The organism is Streptomyces sp. NPDC097617, from assembly GCF_044761485.1.
In the GTDB taxonomy this organism is placed as follows: domain Bacteria; phylum Actinomycetota; class Actinomycetes; order Streptomycetales; family Streptomycetaceae; genus Streptomyces.
In genome coordinates this window covers 1-18,237 of the sequence record NZ_JBIWCL010000050.1, presented here as the reverse complement: position 1 = coordinate 18,237, position 18,237 = coordinate 1, and the positions used below count along the sequence as shown (strand labels likewise).

10 protein-coding genes are annotated in these 18,237 nt (G+C 68.0%); 3 read left to right on the top strand and 7 right to left on the bottom strand.

Features of this window, described 5'->3' with window-relative positions:
• Nucleotides 1-3,888, bottom strand: a 3,888-nt coding sequence (locus ACIQZO_RS39630) for an FG-GAP-like repeat-containing protein (RefSeq protein ID WP_403636158.1), incomplete at its 3' end; no start/stop codon positions are given.
• Nucleotides 3,889-4,347: 459 nt separating this feature from the next.
• On the opposite strand from ACIQZO_RS39630, the gene ACIQZO_RS39625 reads away from it, so the two are divergent.
• Together ACIQZO_RS39625 and ACIQZO_RS39620 are read left to right on the top strand one after the other, a co-directional pair.
• Complete coding sequence (locus ACIQZO_RS39625) at nt 4,348-10,731, top strand: RHS repeat-associated core domain-containing protein (protein WP_403636157.1); 6,384 nt, start codon at nt 4,348-4,350, stop codon at nt 10,729-10,731.
• On the top strand, nt 10,731-11,009 hold the full coding sequence (locus tag ACIQZO_RS39620) for a hypothetical protein (RefSeq protein WP_403636155.1): 279 nt from the start codon (nt 10,731-10,733) through the stop codon (nt 11,007-11,009). Before ACIQZO_RS39625 ends, ACIQZO_RS39620 begins: the two co-directional genes overlap by 1 nt.
• A gap of 514 nt (nt 11,010-11,523) precedes the next feature.
• Here the strand turns inward: ACIQZO_RS39620 and ACIQZO_RS39615 are convergent.
• From ACIQZO_RS39615 to ACIQZO_RS39605, 3 genes are all read right to left on the bottom strand, one after another.
• On the bottom strand, nt 11,524-12,681 hold the full coding sequence (locus tag ACIQZO_RS39615) for a site-2 protease family protein (protein ID WP_403636153.1): 1,158 nt from the start codon (nt 12,679-12,681) through the stop codon (nt 11,524-11,526).
• Nucleotides 12,682-13,079: 398 nt separating this feature from the next.
• Nucleotides 13,080-13,631 carry an HPP family protein gene (locus ACIQZO_RS39610; protein ID WP_403636152.1) on the bottom strand — a complete coding sequence of 184 codons (552 nt, stop codon included), beginning with the start codon at nt 13,629-13,631 and terminating at the stop codon, nt 13,080-13,082.
• Nucleotides 13,632-13,867: 236 nt separating this feature from the next.
• Nucleotides 13,868-14,929 (bottom strand): PP2C family protein-serine/threonine phosphatase, encoded by a 1,062-nt coding sequence (locus ACIQZO_RS39605; RefSeq protein WP_403636150.1) that lies wholly within the window; start codon nt 14,927-14,929, stop codon nt 13,868-13,870.
• A gap of 396 nt (nt 14,930-15,325) precedes the next feature.
• On the opposite strand from ACIQZO_RS39605, the gene ACIQZO_RS39600 reads away from it, so the two are divergent.
• A complete protein-coding gene (locus ACIQZO_RS39600; protein ID WP_403636148.1) occupies nt 15,326-16,669 on the top strand; it encodes a phosphoribosyltransferase family protein in 1,344 nt (447 codons plus the stop codon).
• Between the two features lie 92 nt (nt 16,670-16,761).
• Here ACIQZO_RS39600 and ACIQZO_RS39595 read toward each other — a convergent pair whose 3' ends face one another.
• The 3 genes from ACIQZO_RS39595 to ACIQZO_RS39585 form a co-directional block, all read right to left on the bottom strand.
• Nucleotides 16,762-17,229 (bottom strand): aquaporin, encoded by a 468-nt coding sequence (locus ACIQZO_RS39595; protein ID WP_403636146.1) that lies wholly within the window; start codon nt 17,227-17,229, stop codon nt 16,762-16,764.
• A 57-nt stretch (nt 17,230-17,286) separates the two neighbouring features.
• Nucleotides 17,287-17,478, bottom strand: coding sequence for a hypothetical protein (locus ACIQZO_RS39590; RefSeq protein ID WP_327381885.1), 192 nt, complete (start codon nt 17,476-17,478; stop codon nt 17,287-17,289).
• A 430-nt stretch (nt 17,479-17,908) separates the two neighbouring features.
• Nucleotides 17,909-18,237 (bottom strand): universal stress protein (locus ACIQZO_RS39585; RefSeq protein ID WP_403636144.1); only part of this gene is annotated, 329 nt, incomplete at its 5' end.

Below are 18,237 nucleotides of genomic sequence, written 5' to 3'. Positions count from 1 at the left end.
GGTCAGGCCGTTACTGACCAGGGTGCGGTCGGGGGCGAAGTGGTACAGCTCCCCGGTGCGGTTCAGTACGCCGGCTTGTTCCGGTGTGCCGTCGTTGTTGAGGTCGGTGATGTAGGGGTTCCATTCGCCGGTCCACCAGCCGTTGCCGAAGATGCCGCTCGGAGGGGCGAAGGTCAGCGTGCCCTTGTCGCTGGTGTTCGGGTAGAGGTAGAGGTTGCTGTCGGTGTTGTGGGCCACGATGTCGACCTTGTTGTCCTTGTTGATGTCGGCGAGGCGGAGGGTGGGCCAGTCGGTCGGCCACCAGCCGTCGCCCAGGAGGACGCGAGGGGTGAGTGCCTGGGTGCCGTTGGTGCCGTTGCCCGTGTAGCCCCACAGGAGGCCGCCGCTGTCGCGGCCGACGGCGTCGGTGCGGCCGTCGCCGTTGATGTCGCCGAAGGCGAGGTCGACGTAGGTGTTCCAGCCGGTACCGATCAGGACGGGATTGCCGAGGGTCTCGGTTCCGGTGCGGCCGGTGCCCGGGTACACGTACAGCTCCCCGTCACGGGTCCGTCCGACGACGTCGGTGTATCCGTCGTTGTTGAAGTCGGTGCTGTACACGTTCATCCAGCTGTCGCGCCACCAGCCGTTGCCGGCGAGGTACCGGCTGCCGAACGTGCTGGTTCCGGTACCTCCCGTGCCGGGGTAGAACCAGAGGTCACCGTGCGTGTCGCGCAGCGCCATGTCGGTGTAGCCGTCGCCGTTGTAGTCCGGCCGGATCTGGCTGCCGCTGGTCCACAGACTCTGCCCGGACGGGCTGTACAGCACGAGGACGCCGCGGGGGTGCAGTACTGCGTACGAGCCCGGGATGCTGGTCTTGCTGTGCCACTTGACGGTTTTTCCGTCTGCGGTGACGACGGCGAAGTCGCCGTCGCTCTGGATCCGGGCCGTGGCGCCCGGGTTTCCGCCGGTTCCGGTGGCCCAGAGCTGCTTGTTGTCCTTGCTCAGCAGCACGAGGTTGCCGTCGGCCTGCATCCGCAGCTTGGAGTTGCCGCTGGTGAACTCCTGTCCGGAGGCCAGGGTTGTTCCGGTGGGGATGCGCGCGCCGGGGACTCCGTCGATCTCGAACCGTGCGCCGAAGGAGCCGACGGTCTTGCCGTCGGCGTCGAGCTTGCCGGGCCAGCCGACCAGGGTGTTGTCGGCCGCGCGGGCCCACAGGTCGGGGACGCCGTCGCCGGTGAGGTCCCCGGAGGAGCCGACCTGCGGATAGCCCGCGAGGGTGACGCCGGAGTGCACCTTGGCGCGGGTCTGCGTGCCCCAGGTGGCCAGGTCGACTGCCTGGTTCTCCTCCAGGCTCTTCTTCCCGTACGTGCTCAGGATGTCGCCGGTGGCGTTGTCACGCAGCCACAGGTCGGGTACACCGTCCTTGTTGAGGTCGCCGGGGGCGATGACCGTGTACTTCTTCCAGTCGAGGCCACCGACGAGCGCGGGGTCGATGTCGTCCAGGGCGCCCCAGGCGGAGTTGTAGTTGTAGTAGGCGTAGAGCGTGTCTCCCTGCTTGACGAGGACGTCCGGGACCTGGTCGCCGTTCAGGTCGCCCGGGGCGATGATCTGCTCGGCATTCGTCCAATGGGTGTGCTCGGGCCGGTTCGCGGTCAGCTCCAGCGGGGTGTCGACCATCCCCTGCCCGTTGTTGCGGTAGGTCCACAGGGTCTTGCCCGGCATACCGGCCCGGTGTTCGAGGGACAGCATGTCGTTGTAACCGTCATCGTTGCGATCGCCCAAGTCGGCGACCTGAGTGCCGGCGAAGGAGTCGGGGGAGCTGACCATGGCGGAGAATTTGCCGTTGCCCTGGCCGCTGTAGGTCAGGAGGCCGCCGAAGAGGTCGTTGCTCCAGATGTCGCGGTGGCCGTCGCCGTTGAGGTCGTGCGGCGCGTCCTTCGTTGCCGTGCGGGCTGCGTAGAACCGGTAGACGGCGGTGTCGGAGCGGTTCCCGGCGGCGTCCTGGGTGAAGGCGTAGACGAAGTGCGGCCCCGCACTGGGCGGGGTGATCTTCGCTGTGAAGGACGCACCCGCGGAGACCGAGGCGCTCCTCACCTGAGAGTCCCAGTCGGTGAAGTAGCCGTACCAGACGACATCCTTGTCACCGTTGGCGGAGAGGATGAAGTCGCCTTCCTGGCGGGCCTTTCCGGTTTCTGTCGGCCAGCCGCTGGTGCCGTCGGGGAAGAGCGTCGAGGCGATCTTCGGTGCGTCGGCCGGACGGGCGCGGTCCACGGTGAACTTGCAGGCCTGGGACCAAGCGGACTGCGCGCCGTCCTGGTCGGTCGTCCGTGCCCGCCAGGTGTAGCTGCCGTCGGGGAGGGACGCGTCCGGGACACTCCACGTACTGATCTGGCCGTTGTTGCCCGCGATCTTCTGGCTGACCAGGACAGCGCTCTGGCCGGCCTTGAAGATCTGGAACTCGGTGGCCAGGTTCCCGGAGTCACGGTCGGAGATCGTGGCGTAGAGCCCGATGTTGGTGTTGCCGATCGAGCCGCCCTGCTCGCAGGGCAACCACGGCGAGGTGCCGGGGTCGGACGGCGTGTTCGGCGGGTTGTTGTACTCGATCTCCAGGGTGACGGTCTTGGGGTCGAAGCGCTTCCACGAGTACTCGTCGCTCTCGTTGGACGCGTAGAGGCCGACGGTCGTGTTGGCCCAGCCGTTGGCTGCGGCTTCCTGGACGGCGGCGGTGGTGTTGAACTCCAGATTGCCGGCCGCGCACTCGGGCCGGCCCTTGGCGGCATTGACGGTGTCGAGCCGGCTGCGCCGGTCGGGCTGGTTCTTCCAGGTGGTCTTGGGCGAGATGGGTCCGGTGGTCCACAGCTCGACGGGCTTGGGGGTGCAGGACCACGACCAGGTTTCCTTGATCCTGAACGTCGCCTTCGAGACCTGAGCGCCCTTGACCGCTGAGGTGTCGAGCTGGAAGAAGGTCCGCGAGAGACCGTTCGTCTGGCTCTCGTACCCGACCCGCACGTCCTCCTTGGTGTTCCAGTAGGAGTTGTTCTCCCACGTGCGGTAGGCCCATGCCCAGTTCTGCCGCGCACCCCAGGTCACCGACGGGTCGATGTAGACGGGGTACTTCGTCGAGGCATTGGCCAGGAGGCTCTGGTCGGGCTTGATCTCCAGATTGCCGCCCGTGATGGCGGTGGGCATCTGGGCGTTCTTGGCTCCGGACGGTGTCACGAAGACGTCACCGGGGGCGCTGCTTCTCCCCGAGCCGGCGCCGGCGACAGCCGCCGCACGCGCGGGCGCCGGAGCCGCGGGTCCGGCAGTGGTGGTGGAGTCCCACATCACGGGGTTCGGTGACGTGAAGATCACCTCACCGGCCGGAGTAGCCGCGGTCAGCAGCCCCGTCGTTGCGTCCTTGGTGACGGCCAAACCCACGGTGTCGAGCTTGAACTTCATCGTCGCGAGGTCCGGGTGCTTCGCCGCGGCCGGCGTCTTGACGACCAGCAGCTGGGAGAACCCCTCGACCTCGGCCTTCACCTGCAGATCCACGTCCGGCAGTACATCGGCGTACGTCGCCACGTTCGCGGCGAGCGTCGGCTTCGGCAGAGCCTTCGGCCAGGTCAGCGAAAGGGTCCGCCCGTTCTTCACCCCGCTCAGCAGCGGACCGGTTCCCCCGCCGGAGAAGGCGATGGCGACCGCCGACGCCTTCGGCTGCACCTTCCCGTCTGCCGCGAACTCCAGCGTCGGGTCGGTCGCGACCCAGCCACCGCCGCGCCGGATGCGCACGGTCGTCCCGTGCCGCTTGACCGACCACTTGCCCGTCGGCAGCGCCCAGGTGTCCGACGTCTCGCTCCGCGCGGACGTCAGCTCGTAGGGCTGGGCGGTTTCCCGGGCCTTGGCAAGTGCGAAGTCCGCTGCACTCATCGAACCTTCGGCGACTGGATCAGTGGCGGCCGCCGCGCCGGACGGATGCAATACGGCCAATCCGGTAGCAAATATTCCGCTTACCAGCACCATTGCCATCGCCCGCGAAAAATTCCCCCGCCCGCCCGCAATGCCGGGTCGAGCCTCTCTTTGTCTCACGCAAACTCCATCTGTCTGATATACGCGGAGACTCTACCTGGAATCCGCATGCCAAATGCCGCTTTCATCTGCGACTTTTGTGTCTATTCGGGCGGACTGCCTGATTCGGAAGGAAACAGTTACTTTGCGGTAACAGCAAGTGGACAGTGGCAGATTGAAGACACTGATGGGGTGTCGGATGAAAAGAATCCAGACTGTTAACCTGCGCCGGTAAAACTTTCCAGAAGTATGGGGTGGGGTGTGAGAACATTTCCTATGAGAGGGATTTCTGTGGCGCTGGCCGCAGCAGTCCTCTCAGGTATGCTCTTGAGCGCAATTGCGGAAGCCGACAGCAAATCCAAGCCGTCGCTGCCGCAGCTCAAGCAACCGAAGGCAGTACCGGTCCAGCCGGTCCGCACCGGCGGAGCGAAGAAGACCGACGACGCGGGCGCCGCTGCGTGGAAGGCGCCGAAGGTCACCTGGCCGACGGCCGGCACAGCGGAAGTCGACCTGGCCGACGACTCGGGTCCGGCATCGAAGTCCTTCCTGTCAGGCGCAGTTCGTGGACCGGTCCTCGGCGCGGGCTCGCAGCAGGCGGGCAAGCTGCCGATCGCGGTCCACGTCGCGCCGGGCAAGGCTGCCGAGGCGCCGTCGAAGGTGAAGGTCTCCGTCGCCGGCAAGGACGCCGCCCGCAAGGCCGGCGTCGACGGCGTCCTGCTCTCGGTCGGCCGATCCGATAGCGGCTCACAAGCCGGGTCGGCGAAGGTCGAGGTGGACTACAACTCCTTCCGGGGCGCCTACGGCGGCGACTACGCCACTCGGCTGCGCCTCGTTGAGCTCCCGGCGTGCGCGCTGACCACTCCCGAGCGCCCGGAGTGCCGTACGCAGAAGCCCCTGCAGACGCACAACGACACGAGCTCGGGCAAGCTTTCGGCCCAGGTGACCACACCTGCGACGGCTTCCGCTGCCTCGCCGAAGTCCGCGGGTGCGCCAGCAGTAGCCAAGTCGGGCGCGGCCTCGGGCGGCGCGACCGTTCTCGCCGCGACGGCCGGCGATGCGGGCTCCACGGGTGACTACAAGGCCACCTCGCTGCAGGCATCCGGTTCCTGGAGTGCGGGCGGCTCGACGGGCGCCTTCTCCTGGTCCTATCCCGTCGCGACACCCTCGGTCCCCGGCGGGCTGGCCCCGCAGATCTCCCTGGGCTACAACTCGCAGTCCGTCGACGGTCGCACGGGTATGTCGAACAGTCAGGGTTCGTGGATCGGAGACGGCTGGTCCTGGGAGCCCGGCTTCATTGAGCGCAAGTACAAGTCCTGCAATGACGACAAGAGCGGTGGCACCAACACCACCAAGGTCGGCGACCAGTGCTGGTTCAACGACAACGCCACGTTGTCGCTGGGCGGCAAGTCCACCGAGCTCGTCTACGAGCAGGGCAAGGGCTGGCACCCGGCCTCCGACTCGGGGGAGAAGGTCGAGAAACTCACCGGCGCCGTCAACGGCGACAACGACGGTGAGCACTGGAAGATCACCACGACCGACGGAACCCAGTACTTCTTCGGCCTGAACCGCCTGCCGGGCTGGAAGGACGCCTCCACGCCGACAACGAACTCGGCCTGGACCGCACCCGTCTTCGGCAACCAGACGGGTGATCCCTGCTACAACGCCTCCTTCGCGAGCGCCTGGTGCAAGCAGGCCTGGCGCTGGCAGCTCGACTACGTCGTCACCCCCGGCGGCGACGCGATGGCGTACTACTGGAAGACCGAGACCAACAACTACGGCCGCAACGTGTCGGAAACCACCGGCAAAGCCACCGTCACCCAGTACATCCGCGGCGGCTGGCTCGACCACATCGACTACGGCCTGCGCTCCGACACCGTCTACACCGCCAAGGCCATGGCGCAGGTGAAGTTCGACGTCAGCGAGCGCTGCCTGGCCAACTGCGGCACCTTCGACGAGGCCAACGCCAAGAACTGGCCGGACTCGCCCTACGACCTGTTCTGCAAGGACGGCTCCACCGAGTGCAAGGGCCAGTACTCGCCGACGTTCTGGTCCCGGATCCGCCTGACCAGCATCAACACCAAGATCCTGACCGGCGGCGCCCACCAGGACGTCGACTCCTGGACCCTGGACCAGAACTTCCCGCCGGCCGGCGACGGCATCTCCACCCCGATGTGGCTGAAGTCCATCACCCGCACCGCCAGAGCGGGCGCCGCCGAGGACATCACACTCCCGCCTGTCTCCTTCGCGGGTGAGCAGCGGCCCAACCGGGTGGACAAGACCGGTGACGGCCTGGCCCCCTACATCCGGCTGCGTATGTCGCAGGTCAACACCGAGACCGGCGGCACCATCGGTGTCACCTACTCACAGCCCGACTGCACCCCCACCACGCTCCCGGCCGCTGACGCGACGAACACCAAGCGCTGCTACCCGGTCAAATGGGCCTGGGAGGGCGATACCTCCAAGCTCGACTGGTTCAACACCTACGACGTCACCCAGATCGTGGAGGGCGACAACCTCGCCTCGACTCCCGACAAGGTGACCTCGTACACCTACCTCGGCGGGGCGGCCTGGGACAAGGACACCAGCGAGTTCACCAAGGCCGACGACCGCGTCCACTCCGTCGCCCGCGGCTACGGACTCGTCCAGACCCGCACCGGCACCGCCAACGACCCCCGCACACTGTCCGAGACCCGCTACTTCCGCGGCCTCGACGGCAAGGAGGCCAAGGACGGCACCGGCACCGCAGTCACCGACCGCCCCGAGTTCGCCGGCATGATCCGAGAGACAGCCACCTACGACGGCGACGACACCACCAAACTCATCAGCGCCACGTCCAGCACCCCCTGGCGCTCGGGTGAGGTGGCCAAGCGGACCCGTCCCGGCCTGCCCAACCTCGTCTCCTACAAAACGGGCACCGAGAAGGAATCGACCCGCACCACCATCACCGGCGGCACCCGCACGACCGAGACCAGCCGTCACTTCGACGACTACGGAATGGTCGACTGGGAGTCGAACACCGGCGACACCGCCAAGCCCGGCGACGAAACCTGCACCACAACCAGCTACGCACGCAACACAACCAGCTGGATCCTGGACCGGCGCAGCCGCCTCGAGACCCTTGCGACGCCGTGCGGAACGCCGGCCAGTCGCCCGGCCGACATCGTCAGCGACACCCGGACCTACTACGACAACAGCACGCTCGGCACCGCCCCGGCCCGCGGCCTGCCGACCAAGACCGAAACCATCAACGCCACCGGCGACGGCTACGACACCCTCTCATCCGTCCCCAGCACCTGCGGAACTGCCCAAAACGAGCTCTGCTACGACCTCTACGGCCGCGCACTGGCATCCGCCGACCCCTACGGGAAGGTGACCCGCACTACCTACACGCCGGCCACGGGCGAGACCGCCACCGCGATGACGACGACGAACCCCCTGGGCCACACCGTCAGCAACCAGATCGACCCGCTCCGCGGTCAGCCCACGAAGGTCACCGACGCCAACGGCAAAAACACCACGACAGCCTACGACGCGCTCGGCCGGGTGAGAAAGATCTGGGCTCCGAACTGGCCCGTTGAGACCTACCCGGAGCTGCCGAGCCGCGCCTTCGAATACACCGTCCGTAACAGCGGTCCCAACGTCGTCACCTCAAAGACGCTGACCCACGACTACAAGTACTCCGTCGTCCACTCCATCCAGGACGGCCTGCTGCGCGAGCGCCAGACGCAGACCCAGACCCAGACGCCCGAAAAGGGCGGCCGCCTGGTCACGGAGACCTTCTACGACACCCGCGGCTTGGCCTGGCGCAACTCCGGCGTCTACTACGCCGAAGGCACGCCTTCGCCCGAGTTGGTCACGGGACAGGAACTCACCTACCCGGCCTCGACCGACACCCTCTTCGACGGCGCCAGCCGCCCCACGACGGTGATCGCAAAGCACCTCGGCCAGGAGACCAAGCGCACCACCAGCAGCTACACCGGTGACACCACCACGGTCGTCCCGCCACAGGGCGGCACCACGATCACCACCGTCGTCGACGGGGTGGGCCGCACGGTCGAGACCAAGCAGTACACCGACGCCGCGCGAACGACCTCGCAGTCGACCACGTACACCTATAACAAGCGGGGCCAGCTGGCCCAGGTCACCGACCCCAGTAACGCCAAGTGGACGTACACATACGACGTACGGGGCCGCCAGACCGAGGTGAACGACCCGGACAAGGGCCTCACCAAGACCAGCTACGACGCCGGCGACCGTGTCACCGATGTCACCGACGCCCGCGGCGTCACCCTGCACACCGACTACGACGACCTCGGCCGTCCCATCGCCACCAAGCAGGGCGCGACCACCCTGACCGCCTCCGTCTACGACAGCATCGCCAAGGGGCAGCTGGCCAAGTCCACCCGCTACGTCGACGGCAAAGCCTACACCTCCGAAGTCATCGGCTACAACGACCTCTACCAGCCCCTCGAATCCCGAGTCACCATCCCGTCCACCCCCGACACCGGCGCCCTGGCCGGCACCTACAAGTGGACGAACATCTACAACATCACTGGCCAGGTCCTGAGGACCATCCAGCCGGCCATGGGCGGACTCCCGGCCGAGACGGTCGGAAGTGCTTATAAGCCGGGCTCCGGCCTGCTCGACAGCATGGGTGCCGGCAGCAGCACCCTCGTGTCGGCGATGACCTACGACCCCTACGGCCGCACCACCGTCCAGGAACTCGGCTCCTCTGGCCGGCGCCTGTACCGGTCCAACGAGTACGACCCCCACACAGGCGCTCTCACCCGCACCGTCGTCGACCGCGACGTCGCACCGAAGCGGATCGAGGACACCAAGTACACCAACGACCCCGTCGGCAACCTGACCTCGATCGCCACCGCATACGGCATGGACGCGGCCCGGACGACCGACACCCAGTGCGTCAACCTCGACGCCCTGCGCCGCATCACCCAGGCATGGACCAACAAGGGCGAGACCTGCGCGGCCACTCCGTCGGCATCCGTCATCGGAGGCGAGGACCCGTACTGGACCACATACACCTACGACGCGGTCGGAAACCGCAAGACCGAGGCCAAGCACAAGACCGCCTCGGGTCCGACCGCCGACACCACCCGGACGTACGCGGCGCCGACCGCCGGCAAGCACGACCTGCCCAAGGTCACCCAGACCGGCACCACCCCACACGAGGAAACCTTCACCTACGACGCCTCCGGCAACACCAAGACCCGCAAGAGCGGCACTGGTGAAACCCAGTACCTCGACTGGGACGCCGAAGGACACCTCAAGTCCTTCGCACAGGGCACGACCAGTAACTCGTTCATCTACGACACTGCCGGCAACCGCCTCCTGCGTAAGGAGAAGGACGCCACCACGCTCTACCTGCCCGCAGGCAACGAACTGAAGCTCGACAAGGCTGGCACTGTCACCGGGACCCGCTACTACGGCGGCGTCGCGATGCGCACGGGCGGCAAGCTCACCTTCACCCTCGCCGACCACCACAACACCAGCACCACCCAGATCACCGCCGATGCCACCCAGACCGTCACACGCCGCAAGACCGGCCTCTTCGGAGAAGCTCGCGGCACCCAGCCCACGACCTGGACCGGCGAGAAGACCTTCGTCGCAGGCACCAAGGACAACGACAGCGGGCTCACCCACATCGGAGCCCGCGAATACGACCCCCTGATCGGCCGATTCATCTCCGTCGACCCGATCATGGACCTCACAGATTCACAGCAGCTCCACGGCTACACCTACGCCGCCAACAACCCGTCCACCTTTTCCGACCCGAGCGGCCTCAAGTACTTCGAAGGCAACAACAACGACGGCGGATTCGAATCCGCGCCCCAGGACGTCGTCGACACCGCGCGGGACTACAGCAGGGGATACGGAGCCCGGATTCGCGACAGCGGCTGCGGCAAATGGTGCGGTCGGACCGAGGGAAGCGGAACCTATGTCAAGAAGGAAGGGAAAGGGCCCTGGCCGTACGCGCCGCCCAAGCCAGTCATCTACGTACAGACAGCCTCCGGATACCCGGCACAAGGAGTTCCGCAAGGAAGCGTGCTGGACCCGAACCGGGGCCAGGTGGACAAAGAGAGCGAATACGAATACTGGTTCAGCACCTGTATGAACGGAGTGGCAAGCGAGGCAAAGTGCCGCTTCTCGGCGTCCTATTATTCAAGTTCCGCTGTCATAGGAGCATTCGCTGGGGCATTTTCCGCAGCCGCCCTCAGCCGCGGCGGAGCCTTGGGGCGGTCCGCTAGCGAGGTGGGGGTAGGTGCTTACACGGAACCCAGTAAGACCAGGTTGGGAGGTACGTACTACGCTCCGGCGACGCCTCTAAAGGGGATGATCAACCCAGGGGGTGGGCGGACCAACTGTCGGGCCTGTGCAATCTCTGTGGATCAAATGCTTGCAAGCGGGGCCAGGTCCAACGCACTCCCCGGCCTCCCAGCCGGATCCCATACCGCCGTAGAAAAATTTTACGGAAGGAAGTTCCATAAGAGGAGCCTCTCGAATATAGTAACTGACATCCAGGATGCTGGAAATGGAGCGCGAGGCATAGTGTGGGGAAAAAATCCGGACGCTGGTCATGTTTTCAACGTCGTAAATTACGGCGGTCGCGTAACCTTCTTGGATGGGCAGACCGGTCAGGCGAAGCCGGGTATCTACGCTGAGTACTCGTTCATGAGGACAAATTGATGATTTCGGAACCGCAAGCCAGATTGCTTGCTGAAGAGTTTCTTGCCTTGGACCGCTCGGACAACCAGCCCGAGCTTGCGATTCTATGGGATCTGGCGAGGGTGGAGGACGGGATTCTGATTGCCCCTTATAATTCCGTCCTGTTTGGCCAAACTGGGGATTATGACGACCAGTTGCTGGGCTGCCTGCCAATTTTGGTAGACATGTCGAGTGGCGAGGTCAGCTTCGCGCGCCTTGAAGATCATGAATTTTGGGGAATTCAACCAGAGGGGCAGTAGTGGCTGGCTGAGGGGTGCCGCATGCCTGTCGGAAGGTACCTGTAATTGCACATGGCATGTACCACCAAGTAACGTAGCGATTCTGCCGAAATGCCGAAGATTGGTATTGGTCAGTATTTCGCTCGGTAAATCTATAGCCGAGCATGGTCCAGCAGCGCCGAAGCGCTGCTGGACCGATGGCTGTCGTCCACGAGGGAGCGTCTCGTCTTCCTGCACGCATGACGCGCTCTTGTGCATGATCTCTCGTGCGGTCGCCATGGCCGCCTCCTCTGTGAGGGCACAGCTTGGGCTCTCGGAGGGGGTCCGGGAACAGGCTCCGGCCACCCTTCCACCTCATACCGGGCACCATTCTCCTTGCTGCTGTACGTCACCGCGAGCCCCGTTGGCAGGCCTGCGCGTTCCCCCGCCCGGTCCACCCCAGCAGGTGCGAGTACATCCGGCCTCCGGCCGGGCCGTTCGACCCAGCGAGCCGGATCCCGGATTCCTGCCGCTCCGCAAGAGGAAGCTGCGCGTCTCACGGCACACCGCCGAAGTGCGGGGGCCCTTTGGCGGTCATCAGCCAGGACACGGTACGGCTGATGTCCGAGTACGCGACGATGCCGACGAGGCTGCCGCTCTCGTCTACGACGAGAGCCCGCTGCCCACCTCCCGCCGGCATCCGAGCCAGCAACTCGGCCAGCTGCGCGTCCGGGCCGACGACGGTGACGTCCGAGAGCGGGACCATTACCTCCTGGACCGTCACCGACCCCCGTTGCCGCTCGGCAACCCGCCCTGCCGCGGCGAGCGTCAGCAGCCCCACCGGGGAGTGCCCGTCCTCACCGATGACGGGGAAGACAGAATGCCGGTAGCGGTAGCGGGGATCGCCCAGGAGCGCCGCGATGGTCGACCCGGCGGGAACGGTGACCGGGGAAGTCGTCATGGCATCCCGCACCGGCACACCGGCCAGGACCGCACGCAACTGCGCCTGCTGCCCCTCCGCGGTCGCGGCGGCGATCAGGAACCAGGCGATCATGACCAGCCACAGCCCGCCGACCACGTCACCGCGCGCGAACAACAACAGACCGACCAGCAGGAGGAACCAGCCGAACCCGCGCCCCGCCGCTGCCGCACCTGCCGCAGCCCTCACCCGGTCACCCGTCCGCCACCACAGGAAGGCGCGCAGCAGTCGGCCTCCGTCCAGCGGAGCGGCCGGCACCGAGTTGAACAGGGCCAGCAAGAGATTGATCACCGCGAGCCATACCAGCGCCTCACTCACCGGCCCAGGCCCCGCGGCAGCGTCGACCAGCCACGCAACCAGCGCGAAGCCCCCGCCCAGGCCCAGGCTCACCAGCGGGCCGACGCCGGCGATCCGTAGCTCGGCGGCGGGCGTCGACGCTTCCGATCTGAGCCTGGCAACACCCCCCAGAAGCCACAGCACGATGTCGTCGACGTCCACCTTGTTCCGCCGGGCCACCACGGCATGGGCCAGTTCGTGAGCGAGCAGAGACGCGAAGAACACTGCGGCGGTGACCAACCCCACCAGCCAGTAGATCCACCCGGAACGCCCCGGATAGGCATCCGGCAACCGTCCTTCGGCCAGCCCGAGTGCGATGAGCATGAAGATGACCAGGATGCTCCAGTGCACACCAATCCGAACCCCCGCGATCCGGCCCAGCGCAAATGTCGGCTTCACAGCTCCTCCAGCGTCGTATCCCCTCAGCGGGCACGTACCTCACTCCACGGGACCAGCGAGGTGAGATCCCTCGCCCGGGTTTCCGCACCCGGGTCATCACCCCCGGCGGTACCGGACGCGGCCTCTCCGGCTAAGCGCGGCTAAGCGGGCTCCCGTCCGCGGGTGTCGGCGACGAGTGATCAGCCGAACAGTCCGCGGACGCGGACAGTGTCCACGGACCGCCCCTGTGGTGTGGCTCTGCGCCGCGTCGGCGGCAGACCGACAGACCTCTCACGTGCGGGCAGCGGGCCGCTCGGTCCGTCGTCGGCACCCGGCTCCGGCCGCCGCTCCGGGCCTGTCCTGTGTGCGGCCGCGCGGTCGTTCGTCCTGGCCATCTCATCCTCATCCTGTGATGCCGCTCATGGAACGGGGTTCACCCGGTCGTCACGGCGGGGCCCGAGTCCCGGGGTCAGCGTGAACGGTCCGATCGGTCTTCCCTCTGCGGCCCTGGGCTCGGGGGCCGGGTTCCGTACGAGGGCGGCGACGATGTCGGAGGCTGTCATCAGTCCGACCAGCCTGCCGCCGCTGCCGAGCACCGCCAAGGCGTCGCAGCCGTTCTCCGTCATGGCGAACGCTGCCTTGCGTACGCTTTCCTGCGCCCGGACCGCCACCCGCCGACGCCCCGACACCAATGTGCCGACGTCCAGTGCCGAGAGCACGACGGCGGGCGCGGAGCACGCGACCGCGATGTCGCAGCGGTCGAGGAGTCCGGAGCACCGGCCGTCCGGCAGCAGGACGGGAAGGTGCGCGGCACCGGTCCTCTCGAGCAGCTCCCAGGCCATGAGCACGGTCTCGCCGGCGGCGATGGCCACCACGTCCGTTCGCATGACCTCCCCGACGGTCCGGGTCGTCACGGGCGTGTCCGGCCCGGTCGGTGGGGGCTGCGCCTGCGGGTGTGTCGCCGATCCCATGCCAGACTCCCCTCGCCGCGTCGTGAGGTCTTGTCCCGGACATCCAGCCTGGCCCTGACCGGAGCCTCGGGCAGGTGCCGGTCGGGCCCCTCAAGGGGACCGGGAGGCCCCTGGCCCTCCGGCTGCCGACGCACGAAGGTGGAGGAGGCAGTCGCAACCCTGTTTCCTGGAAGCCGGGCCATGCACACACCGGAATCCGAAGGCAACGAGCCCCGGCCTGCGCGTTGGCATCAGCGCTACGAGAGCCTGCCGGGCGGCGCCGCGAAACCGCTGGCAAGGCCCCCGACCGCCTGGAGCGCCGGCTCGACCGGGTACTGACGGCCGTGCTGGTTGCCTCGCTGCCGCTGGTGGCGTGGGCCCGCGGTGCTCCAGTGCGCCTCCCAGGCGCGGCCCGCCGGCTCGACCAGGGCCAGGCACACCGTGGTGACCGGGTTGTCGGTGATCGCCTCCAGCGTGCGGTCCAGCTGGGCGAGCACCGCGCTGGGCGGGGTGCGGCGTTCGTGGAGCAGGGCACGCAGCATGTTGCGGATCTGAGCCATCGACGCCGCCGCCTTCATGTCGTGCCCGACGACGTCCCCGATGACCACCGCGCAGGCTCCCCCGGGCACGAGCACCGCGTCGTACCAGTCGCCGCCCAGTTTGGCTCCCTCGGCCGGGCGGTAGTGCGCTGCGGCGGTGAAGGGAGCCAGGTCCGGCAGCGTGGGCAGCAGGAGGCGCTGGAACCGTTCGGCGCCGGCCCGGATCTGGGTGAGCAGACGTGCCTTTTCGATGGCCACCCCCGCTGCGCCCGCCAGGGCGAGGACCACTGCCTGGTCATCGGCGTCGAAGGGCCTGCCGTCGCGACGGTCGGCGAGGTACAGATCCCCGTACACCTCGCCCTGGACCCTGATCGCCGCTCCCGGCAGTGTGCGCATCGGCGGGTGTCCGGACGGGAAGCCGGAGGACTCAGGGTGAGCCCCGATGTCATCGACCCGCAGGGGTTCGGGGTGTCGGATCACATGGCCCAGCAGGCCCCTGCCCTGCGGCTTCCCGATGCCCGCAAGGCGGCGCTTCTCCTGCTTGGTCAGTCCCAGCGTGATGAAGTCCTGAAGTACCTCGCGGCGGTCGTCGAGGATGCCGATGGCTCCGTAGCGGGCGTCGACGAGGGCCATCGCACTGGAGACGATCCTGCGCAGCACACCCGGCAGCTCCTTCTCCCCGCTGACGGCGAGCACCGCGTCGAGCAGCCCCCGAAGCCGTTCTTCGGTCTCGGCGAGAGCCCTGGCCCGGTCCGCGATACGTTCAAGAGCAATATCCATGTCGAACGGATGACCGCCGGAAGCCTGAGGGACGTCCCTCGCATCCATCGCCACCGCCCCTCTCACCGGCCCCCGTCATCACGGGCTCCGTTCTTCCCGGTCTGCAAGCCCGGACGAGAGTCGGACACCCGGGGATCCGTGCCCCCGCCTGCCCGGCGCGCTCGCGACGACGCCAGATGCGGATGCGGACTTCAGGCACCGGTACGACCCTGGAGTCAGGGGTCCTGTGCCGTGCCGGCCCTTTGGCCTCCGATGCGGCGGTGGCCGGGGCCTGGGCCCGGCCACCGCGGCCTGACCAACACCGCAACCGTCGGGCTCCCGCCGCCCCAGTCCTTCCTGGCGCATCTGCGGCGGGCGGAAGCCGACGGGTCGAGGCCGGCGATAAGGAGGCGCGGCATGTTCTTTGCCGATCGGACGACGGCCGGAAGACAGCTGGCCGGTGAGGTGTCCCGGCTCGGCCTGGCCGAGCCGGTGGTACTCGGGCTCCCCCGCGGCGGCGTGCCCGTGGCCGCGGAGGTGGCACGCGTCCTGGGCGCGCCGCTGGACGTGATCGTGGTCCGCAAACTCGGGGTGCCCTTCCAGCCCGAGGTGGCGTTCGGCGCCATCGGCGAGGGCGGCGTACGACTGATCAACGAGGCGACGGTCCGTGCGGCCGGCCTGGGGGAACGGGACTGCGCCCGGGTGGAGGAAGCCGAACGGGCAGAACTTCAGCGGCGTCTGACGCGATACCGGCACGGTCGGGAGCGCACTGCGCTCACCGGACGCACGGTGGTCATCGTGGACGACGGAATCGCCACCGGATCGACCGCGTCCGTGGCGTGCGAGGTGGCGCGGGAGCACGGAGCGGCGCAAGTGGTCCTGGCCGTCCCCGTGGCGGCTCCCCAGGCGCTGGAGCAGCTTCGGCGCGTGGCCGACGAGGTGGTGTGCCCCTCAGTACCCCGTCATTTCTCCGCAGTGGGCCAATGGTACGAGGACTTCTCGCAGGTGGAAGACGAGGAAGTTGCCGCGCTGTTGGCCACGGCGGCACGGGCCCGCCCGGCAGCGCCTGCAAAGGCTTCGGGTCAGGGCCCGACACAGACGGGTGAAGTGGCGGTGGACGCGGGAGGCACGGCGTTGCCCGGGCTGTTGACCGTGCCCGAGGGCGCGGCGGGCGTCGTCGTCTTCGCGCACGGCAGCGGCAGCAGTCGCCTAAGCCCCCGCAACCGCCACGTGGCCGAGGTCCTCAACCGTGCGGGGCTGGCGACGCTGCTCTTCGACCTCCTCACCCCATCCGAGGCGCGGGACCGGGCGAAGGTCTTCGACATACCGCTCCTGGCTCTGCGCCTGACGCAGGCCACGAGCTGGCTCCGGGCACGGGTCCCCCTGCGCATCTGCTACTTCGGCGCCAGCACGGGCGCCGCGGCCGCGCTCATGGCCGCCGCCGAACCCCGCTCCGACATCACCGCGGTCGTCTCCCGGGGCGGACGCCCCGACCTGGCGGTCTCCCGCCTCGCAGCCGTACGCGCTCCAACCCTGCTGATCGTCGGTGGAGCCGACGATCAGGTACTGGATCTCAACCACCAAGCCGCCGCCCGGCTGCGCTGCGAGCACCAGGTCGGCGTGGTTCCCGGTGCGACCCACCTCTTCGAGGAACCCGGCGCCCTGGACGCCGTGGCCGACGCCGCGCTGGACTGGTTCGTCCGCCACCTTCCCCACCTCGGCGCCGTTTCCCGCAGGTCCGACGAACACCGACAGACGTGATGGCCGCCGGCTCGGCCGACGTGCCGCCGGTCCTCGGCGCACCGGCCCGGGCATCCCTCCGGGACCGCTGACATCCGCATGCATCGGCCTCCTCATCGGCCCCACGGCCAATGAGGAGGCCTCTGGGCCCGGGGGGCCCGCGCAGAATCCAGGCCAGAGGCGCGGCGGGCAAACGCGCCGACCAGCGGTCCCACGATATGGATCCACAGCTGCCCCGTACTGCCGCCGACCACCGCCGGACCGAGACTGCGAGCCGGGCGTATCGACCCGCCGCCGGCCGGGCCGGCCCACAGCGCCGCGAGCGCGGCGTATCCGCCCACGGCGATGGCGGCGTTGTGCCCGATGTTGCGGGCCCGGAGGCCGTTCCCAGAATCACGGTTGCCGGTGCTCCGCCCATCTGCGCGAGGACATATCCAGGCACCCCGCGCCAAGGGAACGCGCCACGTGTCGCGAACGCCACCGAAACGGCCGGGGTTGCGATGGGCCCCGGAGGTCTCACCGAGGGTGTAGATCGAGGCGTCACGACAGCGGCTCTCCGCGCCGAGGCGCCGGCAGCGCACGGCTACGACTCCGGCACTCCGTCGCCGCCTTCGGTCACGCGGGACTTGGCCGTGGTACTACAGGCCCTGGGCCAGGAGAAGTTCATGAGCGAGCCGTGCACCGCGCGCCGCGTGGGCCGACGCGTCCGTGTCCTGTGAGGGGTTGGCTTCCAGACCTTCGGCCAGTGCCCGGACTGCCTGGGCAAGTGTCTGCACCTGTGCTTCGACGAGGGACAGACGGTCGTGCTCAGAGGGGGTGCTCTGGGTCATGACAAGCCTCCGTGATCAAGACAGTGGGTGTACGGGCGCCACGTGCCACTCTGTGCCATGGCAGGGTGCGGGACCACCGGACGCATCCAACCGGTGCCGCCTTTCGGCGGTCGAGTTGCAGACTGGGCTGAGCAGGCCGTCCCTTCAGGGGCGACGGAAGGCAGGGGCTTGGGCAGAGCCGTACGGGCGTACGGCCGCCTGGGCGTCACGCCGCTCTGCAGCGACCGCCTCCGCAAGGAGCCGGCCGGCATCCCGGTGGAGGACTCCGCAGCCGCCGACCATGGCGAAGGCCTGTACACGCCCGAGTGGACCAACAAGTCCTACGCGGCCCTGCTCGACCGCGCATCCGCCCTGCGAGGCCCGTGCCGGTCCGCAGGACGGACGCGCCGGCTTGGTGCACGGCACCCTCAGCTCCTCGCGGTGGGTCGGCTCAGTCATGGGGGACTACGGCGACGGGGCAGCGCGCGTGATGAACGGCGGCGATGGCCACGGGCCCCAGACGAGGTGCCAGGGCAGGACGATGCCTGCGTCGGCCGACGACCAGCAGCCCGGCCCCCTCAGCGGCACGGACCACGGCCCTGGCAGGGCTTTCGAGACTGAGGCTGTCGGCCACCTCCACACCTGGAAACCGCTCGCGCCAGGGGCCGAGAGCCTGACTCAGGAGCTTCTGCGCGTCCTTCGTGATCTTCTCTGTCACGTCGTGGTCCACGCCCCAGGGAGCGTGAGCGTGGAGGGGCACGCTTCTGCCGTGGACTGCCC

Bases quoted from the DNA above. Each gene is read 5' to 3' on its own strand.
- ACIQZO_RS39625 (WP_403636157.1), top strand. From the start codon at position 4,348: ATGCTCTTGAGCGCAATTGCGGAAGCCGACAGCAAATCCAAGCCGTCG.
- ACIQZO_RS39620 (WP_403636155.1), top strand. From the start codon at position 10,731: ATGATTTCGGAACCGCAAGCCAGATTGCTTGCTGAAGAGTTTCTTGCC.
- ACIQZO_RS39610 (WP_403636152.1), bottom strand. From the start codon at position 13,631: ATGGGATCGGCGACACACCCGCAGGCGCAGCCCCCACCGACCGGGCCG.
- ACIQZO_RS39605 (WP_403636150.1), bottom strand. From the start codon at position 14,929: ATGGATATTGCTCTTGAACGTATCGCGGACCGGGCCAGGGCTCTCGCC.
- ACIQZO_RS39600 (WP_403636148.1), top strand. From the start codon at position 15,326: ATGTTCTTTGCCGATCGGACGACGGCCGGAAGACAGCTGGCCGGTGAG.
- ACIQZO_RS39590 (WP_327381885.1), bottom strand. From the start codon at position 17,478: ATGACCCAGAGCACCCCCTCTGAGCACGACCGTCTGTCCCTCGTCGAA.